Source organism: Aeromicrobium sp. (assembly GCF_049586495.1).
Taxonomy (GTDB): domain Bacteria; phylum Actinomycetota; class Actinomycetes; order Propionibacteriales; family Nocardioidaceae; genus Aeromicrobium.
The window spans coordinates 1-13,288 of record NZ_JBAVCB010000096.1 but is presented as its reverse complement, the minus strand read 5'-3'; the positions used below and the strand labels follow the sequence as shown (position 1 = coordinate 13,288).

10 protein-coding genes are annotated in these 13,288 nt (G+C 68.9%); 9 read left to right on the top strand and 1 reads right to left on the bottom strand.

Annotation, left to right across the window (positions count from 1 at the left end; all coding sequences use genetic code 11):
- The coding region (gene ileS, locus WB508_RS05525; protein WP_423843882.1) for an isoleucine--tRNA ligase at positions 1-2,627 on the bottom strand (2,627 nt) is incomplete at its 3' end.
- A 316-nt stretch (positions 2,628-2,943) separates the two neighbouring features.
- Between ileS and WB508_RS05520 the strand changes: the two genes are divergently transcribed.
- The 9 genes from WB508_RS05520 to ligA form a co-directional block, all read left to right on the top strand.
- Positions 2,944-3,663, top strand: a complete 720-nt coding sequence (locus WB508_RS05520; protein WP_423843881.1) for an NUDIX hydrolase — start codon at positions 2,944-2,946, stop codon at positions 3,661-3,663.
- The gene (nadA, locus tag WB508_RS05515; RefSeq protein WP_423843880.1) at positions 3,660-4,949 is read left to right on the top strand and encodes a quinolinate synthase NadA; all 1,290 of its coding nucleotides are present in this window, start codon (positions 3,660-3,662) and stop codon (positions 4,947-4,949) included. Before WB508_RS05520 ends, nadA begins: the two co-directional genes overlap by 4 nt.
- Positions 4,950-4,962: 13 nt before the next feature.
- Positions 4,963-6,498 carry an L-aspartate oxidase gene (gene nadB / locus WB508_RS05510; protein ID WP_423843879.1) on the top strand — a complete coding sequence of 512 codons (1,536 nt, stop codon included), beginning with the start codon at positions 4,963-4,965 and terminating at the stop codon, positions 6,496-6,498.
- Positions 6,491-7,342: a carboxylating nicotinate-nucleotide diphosphorylase gene (nadC, locus tag WB508_RS05505; protein WP_423843878.1), complete on the top strand. Its 852-nt coding sequence runs from the start codon at positions 6,491-6,493 to the stop codon at positions 7,340-7,342. Before nadB ends, nadC begins: the two co-directional genes overlap by 8 nt.
- A gap of 7 nt (positions 7,343-7,349) precedes the next feature.
- Entirely contained in the window at positions 7,350-8,453 is a 1,104-nt protein-coding gene (locus WB508_RS05500; protein WP_423843877.1) for a cysteine desulfurase family protein, read from the top strand.
- A 33-nt stretch (positions 8,454-8,486) separates the two neighbouring features.
- A complete protein-coding gene (locus tag WB508_RS05495) occupies positions 8,487-9,686 on the top strand; it encodes a cysteine desulfurase family protein (RefSeq protein ID WP_423843876.1) in 1,200 nt (399 codons plus the stop codon).
- A 48-nt stretch (positions 9,687-9,734) separates the two neighbouring features.
- On the top strand, positions 9,735-10,808 hold the full coding sequence (gene mnmA, locus WB508_RS05490; RefSeq protein WP_423843875.1) for a tRNA 2-thiouridine(34) synthase MnmA: 1,074 nt from the start codon (positions 9,735-9,737) through the stop codon (positions 10,806-10,808).
- A complete protein-coding gene (locus WB508_RS05485; protein ID WP_423843874.1) occupies positions 10,808-11,773 on the top strand; it encodes a methionine synthase in 966 nt (321 codons plus the stop codon). The genes mnmA and WB508_RS05485 overlap by 1 nt, the downstream gene beginning before the upstream one ends.
- A 9-nt stretch (positions 11,774-11,782) precedes the next feature.
- The coding region (gene ligA, locus WB508_RS05480; protein ID WP_423843873.1) for an NAD-dependent DNA ligase LigA at positions 11,783-13,288 on the top strand (1,506 nt) is incomplete at its 3' end.

Genomic DNA, 13,288 nt, shown 5'->3' with positions numbered 1-13,288 from the left:
CCGGTGGAGCACACGGCCCGCACCTGGTCCATCGCCGCCACGAGCGCCTCGTCGGCCGGCAGGTCCTCGGCCACCGGCCAGTCGGCGAGGTGCACCGAGCGCCCGCCGGTGAGCCCGCGCCACACCTCCTCGGTGACGAGCGGCAGCAGCGGGGCCGCGATCCGGGTCAGCACCTCGAGGGTCGTGTACAGCGTGTCGAAGGCCGCCTCCGCGGCAGAGGAGTCGCCGGACCCGGTGTCCCAGAACCGTTCCCGCGAACGCCGGATATACCAGTTGGTGAGCACGTCGGCGAAGCCGCGCACCGACTCGCAGGCGCCCGGCACGTCGTAGGCGTCCATCTGCGCCGTGGTCGTGGTGACGAGGTCGCGCAGCTTGGCCAGGAGGTAGCGGTCCAGCGGGTCCGCCGACGCCGTGGACCAGCGCGCCTCGTACCCGGCGCCGTCGTGCATGGCGTTGGCGTACAGCGAGAAGAAGTACCAGGACGACCACAGCGGCAGCAGCACCTGGCGCACGCCCTCGCGGATGCCCTCCTCGGTGACGACGAGGTTGCCGCCGCGCAGGATGGGCGAGGCCATGAGGAACCAGCGCATCGCGTCGGCGCCGTCGCGGTCGAAGACCTCGCTGACGTCCGGGTAGTTGCGCAGCGACTTGCTCATCTTCTGACCGTCGTTGCCGAGGACGATGCCGTGGCTCATGCAGTTCTCGAACGCCGGCCGGTCGAAGAGCGCCGTGGCGAGGATGTGCAGGGTGTAGAACCAGCCCCGGGTCTGCCCGATGTACTCGACGATGAAGTCGGCCGGGAAGTGCGCGTCCTGGCTGTCGGTCCCGCCGAACCACTCGGCGTTCTCGAAGGGGTAGTGCACCTGCGCGTACGACATCGAGCCGGAGTCGAACCAGACGTCGAGCACGTCCTCGACCCGGCGCATCATGGAGCGGCCGGTGGGGTCGTCGGGGTTGGGCCGGGTCAGCTCGTCGACGAAGGGCCGGTGCAGGTCGGGGTTGCCCGCCCGGTCCCGCGGCAGGTCGCCGAAGTCGCGCTCCAGCTGCTCGAACGAGCCGTAGACGTCGATCCGGGGGTACGCGGGGTCGTCGGACTTCCACACGGGGACCGGGCTGCCCCAGAACCGGTTCCGGGTGATCGACCAGTCCCGGGCGTTCTCGAGCCACTTGCCGAACTGGCCGTGCTTGACGTGCTCGGGCACCCAGGTGATCTGCTCGTTGAGCTCGAGCATCCGCGCCTTGATCGCCGTCACCTCGACGAACCAGGACTCGACGCCCTTGTAGATCAGGGGCTCGCGGCAGCGCCAGCAGTGCGGGTACGCGTGGTCGTAGGACTCGCGGCGGAGCAGGACCGTGCCGGGCGTCACCGACCCGGTCGGGCCCTCGCCCCGGGTGGTGGCCTTGAGGTGGTCGATGACCAGCGCGTTGGCGTCGAAGACCTGGACGCCCTCGTAGTCGGCGACCGGCGCGGTGAACCGGCCGTCCTTGCCGACCGGCATGACCGCCTCGATCCCCTCGCGGTCGACGACCTCCTTGTCGACCTCACCGAAGGCGCCCGCGGTGTGGACCACGCCGGTGCCGTCGGTGGTCGTCACGGCGTCGTCGGCGGCGACGACCCGGAAGGCGCCCGGATGGCCGGCGTAGTACGAGAACGGCGGCGCGTAGGTGCGCCCCACCAGGTCGGCGCCCCGGTACCGGCCGACGACGGCGAACTCCCCGCCCTCCCCTGCCAGCTCGCGGGCGTAGGCCGGCAGGCGTGCCTCGGCCAGCAGGTAGCGCGCCGACCGGTCGGTGCCCGGGACGGGAGCCTCGACGACGACGTAGTCGATGTCGGAGCCCACCATGACGGCGAGGTTGGCGGGCAGCGTCCACGGCGTCGTCGTCCAGACCAGGACGTGCGCACCGTCGAGGACGGGGTCGGCGCCGGTGTCGTCCAGGAGGTAGCCGACGGTGACGGCGGGGTCCTGCCGGTTCTGGTAGACCTCGTCGTCCATCCGCAGCTCGTGGTTCGACAGCGGCGTCTCGTCGTTCCAGCAGTACGGCAGGACCCGGAAGCCCTCGTAGACGTAGCCCTTGTCGAAGAGGGACTTGAACGCCCAGATGACCGACTCCATGTAGTCGGCGTTCATCGTCCGGTAGTCGTGGTCGAAGTCGACCCAGCGCGCCTGGCGGGTCACGTACTCGCGCCACTCGCCGGTGTACTTCATCACCGAGTCGCGGCAGGCCTCGTTGAACTTCTCGATGCCGAGCTCGAGGATCTCGTCGGTCGTCTTGATGCCGTTCAGCCGCATCGCCTCCAGCTCGGCGGGCAGGCCGTGGGTGTCCCAGCCGAAGCGCCGCTCGACCCGGCGGCCGCGCATCGTCTGGTAGCGCGGGACGACGTCCTTGACGTAGCCGGTCAGCAGGTGGCCGTAGTGCGGAAGACCGTTGGCGAACGGGGGTCCGTCGTAGAACACGAACTCGTTGTCGCCGTCGGTGCCGGTGTCGCGCTGGTCGACGCTCGCGCGGAAGGTGTCGTCCTCGGCCCAGAAGGCCAGCACGCGCTCTTCCATCTCGGGGAACCGAGGGCTCGAGGGCACACCGGTCAAGGCATCGCTCTGACCGGTCCGCGTGCGGGGGTACGTCATCTGGGGCTCCTGCGTTCTCGTGCTGTTCGCACGAGGACGACCAACCCCTGGGCGGGGGAGCCGCGGTACCACCTCGATTGCCGCCGCCGGGGCGATGGCCACTTCATGAAGGCGATGACGGGCCCATCCGTCCGGTTCTACTGGGGGAGCGCGCTCCCTGTTCTTCCGGCTGCTCACCGCTGATGACGGCTCGAACGCTGTGCTCTCAGAGTACCGGGCGCCCGCCCCTCCGACACCACCCCCACTCGCGAACCACTTAGTGTTGACAGGACCATAAGTACCGCTTAGTGTCAAAATTACCTTAAGGAGGTGCAGGATGACGCTCTCGTCGGCGGTGGACCAGAAGGTCTCGCTCGCAGTCTCAACCGTCATCTTCGCGCTCCGTCCGCACCCCACATCCGGGATGCTGACCGTGTGGTTGCCGCTGGTGCGCCGCATCCGCGAGCCGCATGAGGGATCGTGGGCGCTGCCCGGTGGGCCGCTGGAGCCGCACGAGGATCTCGCGGCCAGCGCGCAGCACACCCTCGACCGCACCACGGGCCTGACTCCGCGCTACCTGGAGCAGCTGTACTCCTTCGGCGCGATCGATCGTTCGCCGACCGTCGACCGCGACGGTCGGGTCGTCTCCGTCGTCTACTGGGCGCTGGTGCGTCCCGACGAAGTCGCGCGTGCTGTCGCCAAGGCAGAGGAAGTGGCGGCGGAGCAGTACGGCGAGAACGTGCAGTGGTTCGTCGCGGACGAGGTGCCGACGCTCGCCTTCGACCACAACGAGATCCTCGAGTATGCGCTGAAGCGTCTGCGCGCCAAGATCACCTACTCGCCCATCGCCTTCGCCTTCTGCAACGACGAGTTCACCCTCGCCGAGCTGCGCGAGGTGCACGAGGCCGTGCTGTGCAAGCAGATCGATCCGGCCAACTTCCGGCGTCAGGTGCTCGCCACCCATGCCGTCGCGCCCACCGGCGCCTTCGTCCAGGGCACCAGCCACCGTCCGCCCGCCCTGTACCGACTCTCCACCCAGCTCGAGGAGTCCCGATGACTGCACCCATTCGCCCGAGTCCGGCGCTTTCGGTCAACCACCTGATCGTCACCGATCCGGCAGACAGCTGCAACGAGGATCTCGCCGAGGGTCCATGGATGTTTGATTCCGTCCCCGGCTACGGGCCGGGTTGCTCCGAGGACGACGTCATGCCGGTCCCGGTGGTGCGTCCCGGCCAGCTGCCGGCGGCGTACCAGTTGATGGCAGATGAGGATCTGCACGCCCGCATCGTGGCGGCCAAGGACGCGCTTGGCGACAAGCTCGTCATCCTGGGCCACTTCTATCAACGCGATGAGGTCGTGCGCCACGCCGACTTCGTGGGCGACTCGTTCCAGCTGGCCAACGCAGCGCTCACCAAGCCCGATGCCGAGACCATCGTGTTCTGCGGCGTGCACTTCATGGCCGAGACCGCCGACATCCTGGCTCGACCCGAGCAGCACGTCATCCTCCCCAACATGGCGGCCGGCTGCTCGATGGCCGACATGGCCGACGAGGAATCGGTCGAGGACTGCTGGGAACAGCTTGAGCAGGTCTACGGTCCGCTGGATGAGAAGGATGCCGACGGCAAGCAGCCCGTCGTTCCGGTCACGTACATGAACTCCTCGGCCGCGCTCAAGGCATTCTGTGGCCAGCACGGCGGCATCGTGTGCACGTCGTCCAACGCGGCGACCGTCCTGGAGTGGGCCTTTGAACGCGGACACCGCGTGTTGTTCTTTCCCGACCAGCACCTCGGCCGCAACACGGCCAAGGCCATGGGCATCAGCCTCGACGACATGCCGACGTGGAACCCACGCAAGCCGTTGGGTGGCCACACCGAGGCAGAGCTCGACACCGCCAAGGTGCTGCTGTGGAACGGCTTCTGCTCGGTGCACAAGCGATTCACCGTGGGCCAGATCAAGAAGGCGCGCGACGAGCACCCCGGCATCAAGATCATCGTGCACCCTGAGAGCCCCATGCCGGTGGTTGATGCAGCCGACGCCTCCGGATCCACCGACGCGATCAACAAGTTCGTCCAGGCGTCGTCGCCCGGCGACACGATTGCCATCGGCACCGAGATCAACATGGTCAACCGGCTGGCGGCGCAGTACCCGGACCGCACGGTCTTCTGCCTCGACCCGGTCGTCTGCCCGTGCTCGACGATGTATCGCATCCACCCGGGCTACCTCGCCTGGGTGCTCGACAAGCTCGTCGAGGGCGAGGTGCACAACGAGATCATCGTGCCCGAGGAGATCGCCACCCACGCCAAGATCGCGCTCGAGCGCATGCTCGCCGCGCTCCCCAAGTGATGAGGACGGACCGATGAACAGCTTGATCGTCGTGGGCAGCGGCGTCGCGGGCATGACCACCGCGCTCGACGCGGTGGACGCGGGTCTTGAGGTCACCCTGATCACCAAGGCCGACCTCGCCCAGAGCAACACTCGGTACGCGCAGGGCGGGGTGGCCGTGGTCACCGACGCCATGTCCGACCCCGGTGCCCCGAAGCTCGGCGACTCGGTCGAGGCGCACGTCGCCGACACCGTGGTCGCCGGCGCGGGCCTCAGCGACGAGGACACGGTGCAGATCCTGTGCGCCGAAGGACCAGCGGCCATCGACGAGCTCATCGCCCGCGGCGTGGAGTTCGACCGCCGCGACGGGGAGCTGTCCCACGGACTGGAGGCGGCGCACAGCTTCGCCCGCATCCTGCACGCCGGCGGCGACGCCACCGGCGCTGGCATCGCCTACGCCCTGATCGACCGCGTGCACGAGTCGGCCATCACGGTTCGCGAGGACACCACGGTCGTGGATCTCTTGGTTGAACAGGGTGTCGTCACGGGCGTCCAGCTGCTCGACGGGGAACAGCTGCACGCCGCTGCCGTGGTGCTCGCCACCGGGGGCGCGGGTCAGCTGTTCCCGTACACGACCAATCCGGAGGTCGCGACGGCCGACGGCATCGCGATGGGTCTGCGCGCCGGCGCGGTCGCGGCCGATCTGGAGTTCTACCAGTTTCATCCGACCTCGCTGAACGCCCCGGGCAACTTCCTGGTCTCGGAGGCGGTCCGCGGTGAGGGTGCCTATCTGATCGACGCCGACGGCGAGCGATTCATGCTGGCGATCCACCCCGACGCCGAGCTCGCACCGCGCGACGTGGTGGCGCGTGCCATCGCCGACCAGATGAAGGCCAAGGTGCACGGCCCTGTGCGGATCGATGCCACTGCGCTCGGGTCTGAATACCTGGCGAAACGGTTTCCCAACATCGACGCCGCCTGCCGCGCGCAGGGCTATGACTGGGGCCAGGTGCCCGTGCCGATCACGCCTGCCGCGCACTACTACATGGGTGGCATCCGCACCGATGCATGGGGACGCACCTCGGTGCCCGGCCTCTACGCGGTCGGTGAGGTGGCGTGCAACGGCTCGCAGGGTGCCAACCGGCTGGCGTCCAACTCGTTGCTGGAGGGCGCGGTCTACGGATCTCGCATCGTCGAGGGCATCCTCGATCCGACGCCCGCGGTGCCGTTCGACGACGAATGGGTCGAGCCGACCCCACTCGACCTCGCCGGTCCGGCTGAGGGGCGCGAGGTCAACCGTTCGGACCTGCAACAGCTGATGTGGGACGCCGCAGGCCTCTCGCGCACCGCGGCAGACCTCCAGCAGGCCGTGGCCGAGCTCGCCACCTGGACCTCGCCGGCCGTCACCGACGCCAAGTCCGCCGAGGATGCCAACTTGCTGGTCGTGGCGCGGGCTGTGGTCGCCAGCGCGCTGGCCCGCCGCGAGTCCCGCGGTGGTCACTTCCGCGCTGACTTCCCCGACACTGATCCGACCCAGAACCGTCACTCAGGAGTGTTCGCACGTGCTTGAACGTCGCCAGATCCAGCGTGTCGTCCTGATGGCGCTCGACGAAGACGCCCCGTTTGGCGACATCACCTCGCAGACCCTCGTTCCAGCCGACGCGACGGCACACGCCCAGCTGGTGGCGCGGGAGCCGGGGGTGTTCGCCGGCTCCGACGTCTACGTCATCGCGATGAGCACCATCGACCCGACGGTCTCGATCGACATGCACGTCGTGGACGGCGCAGCGTTCGAGACCGGGACGGTGCTGGCCGACGTCAGCGGCCCGGCCCGGGCGGTCTTGCAAGCCGAGCGTGTGGCCCTGAACCTCGTCCAACGGATGTGTGGCATCGCCACGCTCACCGCCGCCTACGTCGCCGCCGTGGGCGATCACCCCGTGCGCGTCGTCGACACGCGCAAGACCACCCCGGGCCTGCGCGCCCTGGAACGGCACGCCGTGCGGTGCGGCGGCGGCCACAACCACCGGTACTCGCTCTCGGACGCCGTCATGGCCAAGGACAACCACCTCGCCGTGGTCGGCGACATCACGACGGCTCTGCGCAGGGCCGCACTCGATCTGCCGCACACCACACACATCGAGGTCGAGGTCGACCGGCTCGAGCAGATCGACGCCGTGCTCAAGTCCGAGGCGGCCGACACGATCATGCTCGACAACTTCAGCCTCGAGGACCTGCGCGCTGGGGTGAAGCAGATCGGCGGCCGGGCGATGGTCGAGGCCAGTGGCGGCATCACGCTGGAGACCATCGGTGACGTGGCGGCCACTGGTGTCGACGTCATCAGCGTCGGCGCGCTCACGCACAGCGTCCGGGCGCTCGACCTGGGGCTCGACATCACGATGCAATCTGCGGGGTGAGGTTGCCGTGATCTATCTCGACGAAGCGGCCACGACACCGATCAAACGGCAGGTCATGGAGGCCATGTGGCCGCACCTCGGTCCGCAGTTCGGCAATCCGTCGAGCCATCACGAAGTGGGTGAGGCGGCGCGTGACGCTCTCGAGCAGGCTCGAGCCGAGGTTGCCGACATGCTCGGTGCCCGCTCGTCGGAGATCACGTTCACGTCCGGCGGTACGGAGTCCGACAACACCGCCGTCAAGGGGATCGCGCTGGCCGCCACGGGTCGCCACGTCATCGTGTCGGCGATCGAGCACCCCGCCGTCCTGGAGTCTGCAGAATTTCTCGGCCGCATGGGGTACGAGGTCACCGTGCTGCCGGTTGACCATCACGGTCTGATCAGCCCGGCATCCCTGACCGCGGCGCTCCGCGACGACACCGCCGTGGTCAGCCTTCAGATGGCCAACAACGAGGTGGGCACCATCCAGCCGCTCGAAGCGCTGGCCGAGCAGGCGGCGCAGCGCGGGGTTCCCCTGCACACCGACGCCGTGCAGGCGGCCGGTTGGCTCGACCTCGACGTCACCCGGCTGGGTGTCCAGGCGCTCAGCATCTCGGGGCACAAGATCGGCGCACCGAAGGGCGTCGGGATTCTGTGGGTCTCGCGGCGGACCTCGTTCGAGCCCCTCATCCACGGAGGCGGCCAGGAAGACGGTCACCGTTCGGGCACCGAGAACGTGGCTGCAGCGGTCGGCATCGCTGCTGCCCTCCGACTGAGCGCAGGTGCGGTCGACGAGGTAGTCGCGCGGCGGGACTTCTTCATCAAGCGCGTGCTTGCCGAGGTACCCGGATCCGAGCTCACCGGCCACGCCAGCCGCCGCCTGCCGGGCAGTGCATCCTTCGTCTTCCCGGGCCGCAGCGGCGAGTCAATCCTGCTCGACCTCGAACGACGCGGCGTCGTCTGCTCCAGCGGCTCGGCCTGCGCCGCGGGCAGTGATGAGCCCAGTCACGTGCTCACCGCCATGGGCTATCCGGCCGAGATTGCGCAGACCGCCGTACGGTTCACCTTCGGGCGCACGACCACCCACGAGCAGCTCGACGGCGTCGTGGAGCACCTCGTGGCCGCCACCGGCTGAGGTGGCTACCGAGGCGGCTCTACGATGGGAACGATGAACGACCAGCCAGTCGCCTACCTCGACCACGCGGCCACGACGCCGATGTGGCCCGAGGCGATCGACGTGATGACCGCCGAGCTCGGACGTCTCGGCAATGCGTCGTCCCTGCACGCGTCGGGACGTGCCTCGCGCCGGGTCGTCGAGGAGTCTCGCGAGCTGATCGCCGAGCGGCTTGGTTCGCGCCCCAGTGAGGTCGTCTTCTGCTCCGGCGGAACAGAAGCCAACAACCTGGCCATCAAGGGCCTGTACTGGGCTCGCCGCGCCCAGGATCCGCATCGGCGCCGGGTCATCTTCAGCTCGATCGAACACCATGCGCTGCTCGACCCCGTCACGTGGCTGGCCAAGCACGAGGGCGCCGCCATCGACATGACGCCCGTCGACGCCATCGGGCGGATTCAGGTCGACGCGCTTCGCTCAGCGGTGGCCGCTGACCCGGCGTCGGTCGCAGCCATCACCACGATGTGGGCCAACAACGAGATGGGCACGATCCAGCCGATCGACGAGGTGGTCGCGATCGCCCGCGAGCACGGCATCCCGGTGCACAGCGATGCCGTGCAGGCTGCCGGCTACGTGCCGATCGACTTCGCCGCCCGACAGCTCGATGCCATGACCGTCACGGCTCACAAGCTGGGTGGTCCCGTAGGGGTGGGCGCCCTGGTCATCCGGCGCGAGATCGACGCGGTGCCACTGATGCATGGCGGGGGACAGGAGCGCGACATTCGCTCCGGAACCATCGGGGTCGCCCTGATCGCCTCCTTCGCGCGGGCTCTCGACCTCACGGTGCAGCGGCAGGCAGAGACGGCTGCCCGGATCGAGCGGTTGCGGCAACGGCTGGTGGACGGCGTGCGCAGCATCGTGCCTGACGCAGTGGTCAACGGAGACCCCGATTCGGGCCCGAACCACCGGCTGCCGAACATCGCCCACGTGACCTTTCCCGGCTGTGAGGGCGACGCGATGCTGATGCTCCTCGACGCCCAGGGCGTCGAGTGCTCCACCGGGTCAGCCTGCGACGCCGGGGTGCCACAGCCGAGCCACGTCCTGCTGGCGATGGGTTATGACGAGCAGGCCGCCCGCGGCTCGCTGCGCTTCAGCCTGGGCCACACCACGACCGATGCGGACGTCGATCGCCTGCTGGCCGCGCTGCCGGCCGTTCACGAGCGGGCGACCCGGGCCGCTCACGTGAGGTCCTCATGAGAACCCCGCGCCGGAGGCGCAGATGAGAACCCCGCGCCGGAGGCGCAGATGAAAATCTGTGCCGCCATGTCAGGCGGGGTCGACTCGGCCGTCGCAGCGGCCCGCGCGGTCGACGCCGGTCACGACGTCACCGGGGTGCATCTCGCGCTGAGTCGCAATCCCAAGTCGTACCGGTCCGGGGCGCGCGGTTGCTGCTCGATCGAGGACAGCAACGATGCCCGCCGCGCCGCCGACGTGCTCGGCATCCCTTTCTACGTGTGGGACATGAGCGAGGAGTTCGCCGACACCGTGGTCGACGACTTCGTGGCTGAGTACGCCGCGGGTCGCACGCCCAACCCGTGCCTGCGGTGCAACGAGAAGATCAAGTTCTCTGCCGTGCTCGACCGGGCGCTCGCCCTGGGCTTCGACGCCGTCGCGACGGGCCACTACGCCCGCCTCGCGACGGCACCCGACGGAACGGTGGAGATGCACCGGGCGAACGACATGGCCAAGGACCAGTCATACGTGCTGGGCGTGCTGACACAAGAGCAGCTGGCCCGCTCGATGTTCCCGCTCAGCGAGACCACCAAGGATGTCATCCGGGCCGAGGCTGAGCGCCGGGGTCTCCAGGTCGCCCAGAAGCCGGACAGCCACGACATCTGTTTCATCTCCGATGGTGACAACGCCGGTTGGCTCACCGAGAAGCTCGGCGCGAAGCCCGGTCAGATCGTCGACGAGTCCGGCCAGGTGTTGCGCGAGCACGAGGGCGCCTACGCGTTCACGATCGGCCAACGGCGCGGCCTCCGGCTCGGCATTCCCGCCGACGACGGCAAGCCGCGCTTCGTGCTGGACATCGAACCGGTGTCCGGCACCGTCACGGTCGGACCTCGAGAGGCCCTGGACGTCGATCACCTCACGTGCATCAAGGCGCTGTGGTGCGGAGCTGCGCCGACCGGTCCGCTGGAGTGCACGGTGCAGCTGCGCGCTCACGGCGAGGAGCATCGAGCCGTCGTGACGGTGCAGGGCGATCTCGTCGAGGTGACCTTGCGCGACTCCGCCAGTGGCATCGCGCCGGGCCAGGCCTGCGTGATCTACGACGGCACCCGCGTCATCGGCTCGGCAACGATCGACAAAACCGCCTGATGGCACGCGCGACGGGCATCGGCTCGATGCCCGGCGACGACTTCGCCGGCGCGTTGGCTGCTGTCCTCGACGAGGTGCCGGACCTGCCCTTCCTGCCGGAGCTGCCGCACCGCGGTCCGCACGCCGGCATGATCGGCCGCACGCTGGGACTGATCACCGACCTGGGAGCCGATCTGCAGCCCGACGGATGGCGCATCGGGGTGGGCGAGGGTCTCGATCAACGCCGTGCTCGGTCGCGGCTCGGCCAAGACCTCGACATCGCCGAGGAGATGCTGGACGAGCTCGCCGGTCCGCTGAAGGTGCAGATCGCCGGACCATTGACCCTGGCCGCCTCGGTCGAACGGCCGCGTGGCGACAAGATGTTGGCCGATCACGGCGCTCGCCGCGAGCTGGGCGAGGTCCTCGCCGCAGGACTGACGACCCACCTGGCGGACCTGAATCGTCGCTTTCCCGGCGTGAATCTCCACGTACAGCTCGACGAACCGGCCATCCGCGGGGTCATCGAGGGATCCATCCCCACCGCCTCCGGGTGGGCCACCCATCGTCGGGTCGATCCGCCGGAGGCCGACGCGCTGCTGCGTGGAGTCGTCGACGTGATCGTCGATGCGGGAGCGACGCCGGTGCTGCACTCTTGCGGACCAGATGTTCCAGTCGATCTGCTGCGAGGTCTGGGATTCTCCGCCATCAGCTTCGATCTTGCGCTGACGGGGGCGAACGACGTGTGGGCCGAGGCGTTCGACGCCGGGATGGACCTCTGGCTGGGCGTCGTCCCCTCGACCGATGCGCCGCTCGACCGCGACCCGATCCTCGAGCGGATCGAGACGTTCTTCAGCCGCCTGGGATTCGATGGCGAGACCACGACGGAGCGCCTCGTGGTGACCCCGACCTGCGGACTCGCCGGGGCCTCACCACGCCATGCGCGAGCGGCTCTCGCAACCGGGCGAAGTGTCGCCGCTCGGCGATAGGCTCGACCCATGACCAGCGAGACGGGTGCCGACCTGCGCCAGCGGCACAAGCAGCTGGCCGAGACCGTGCTCGAGCACCGCGAGCGCTACTACGTCGACGACTCGCCCACGGTCTCGGACGCCGAGTACGACGCGCTGATGATCGAGCTGCAGCAGCTCGAGGACCAGGTACCCGAGCTCCGCACTCCCGACTCGCCCACGCAGACGGTCGGGGGGCGGCCGTCTTCATCATTTGAGTCCTACCAGCACCGCGAACGCATGATGAGCCTCGACAACGCCTTCAGCACTGAAGAGCTCGAGGCGTGGCACACCCGGCTGCTGCGCGAAGGGGTCGACGACGCCGAGTTCCTGTGCGAGCTCAAGGTCGACGGCCTGGCCATCTCGCTCACGTATGACGACGGTGTCCTCACGCGCGGCGTCACCCGTGGCGACGGCAGGGTCGGTGAGGACGTCACCAACAACGTCCGCACCATCAAGGTCATCCCGCACCGCCTCACCGGAACTGATGCGCACCCCGTGCCGGCGTCCGTCGAGATCCGTGGCGAGGTGTTCTTCCCGACCGCAGAGTTCGAGGAGTTCAACGCGGCGTGGGCCGAGGCCGGCAACAACCCGTTCTCCAATCCGCGCAACGCCGCCGCCGGCACGCTGCGCATGAAGGACGTCTCGGTCACGGCCAGCCGCCCACTGTCCATGGTCTGCCACGGCATCGGCTATCGCGAGGGCTTCAGTCCCGAACGCCAGTCCGAGGCGTACGAGGCCCTGAAGGCCTGGGGCCTCCCGACGTCGGACCGCGCCAAGGTCGTCCCGGACCTGACGGGCGTCGAGACGTTCATCGCGCACTACGGCGAGCATCGCCATGATGTGGCGCACGAGATCGACGGAGTCGTGGTCAAGGTCGACCAGGTCGCACTGCAAGGGCGTCTGGGGTCCACGTCGCGTGCACCCCGATGGGCCATCGCGTGGAAGTACCCACCCGAGGAGGTCAACACCCGATTGCTGGACATCACGGTCAACGTCGGGCGCACCGGGCGGGTCACTCCGTTCGGCGTCATGGAGCCCATCCGCGTCGCCGGATCCACGGTCCAGATGGCCACGCTGCACAACCAGCACGAGGTCAAGCGCAAGGGCGTGCTGATCGGCGACATGGTCGTGCTGCGCAAGGCCGGCGACGTCATCCCCGAGATCGTCGGTCCGGTCGTCGCGCTGCGCGACGGCACCGAGCGCGAGTTCGTCATGCCCACCGAGTGCCCGGCGTGCGGCACCCCGCTGGCTCCGTCGCGCGAGGGCGACAAGGACATCCGGTGCCCCAACACGCGATCGTGCCCCTCGCAGCTGCGCGAGCGACTCAACCACGTCGGCGGCCGGGGTGCCTTCGACATCGAGGTGTTCGGGGGGGAGGGCGCCACGGCGCTGCTGGAGGCGGGGGTGCTGGTCGACGAAGGTGGCCTGTTCTCCCTCACCCACGACGACCTGCTGAAGGTCGGCCTCTACACGCGGGTGGCGAAGAAAGCCGAG

What these genes read in the sequence shown, in the direction of transcription:
- nadB (WP_423843879.1), top strand. Translation starts at nt 4,963, where the DNA reads ATGAACAGCTTGATCGTCGTGGGCAGCGGCGTCGCGGGCATGACCACC.
- mnmA (WP_423843875.1), top strand. Translation starts at nt 9,735, where the DNA reads ATGAAAATCTGTGCCGCCATGTCAGGCGGGGTCGACTCGGCCGTCGCA.
- WB508_RS05485 (WP_423843874.1), top strand. Translation starts at nt 10,808, where the DNA reads ATGGCACGCGCGACGGGCATCGGCTCGATGCCCGGCGACGACTTCGCC.
- nadA (WP_423843880.1), top strand. Translation starts at nt 3,660, where the DNA reads ATGACTGCACCCATTCGCCCGAGTCCGGCGCTTTCGGTCAACCACCTG.
- WB508_RS05520 (WP_423843881.1), top strand. Translation starts at nt 2,944, where the DNA reads ATGACGCTCTCGTCGGCGGTGGACCAGAAGGTCTCGCTCGCAGTCTCA.
- WB508_RS05495 (WP_423843876.1), top strand. Translation starts at nt 8,487, where the DNA reads ATGAACGACCAGCCAGTCGCCTACCTCGACCACGCGGCCACGACGCCG.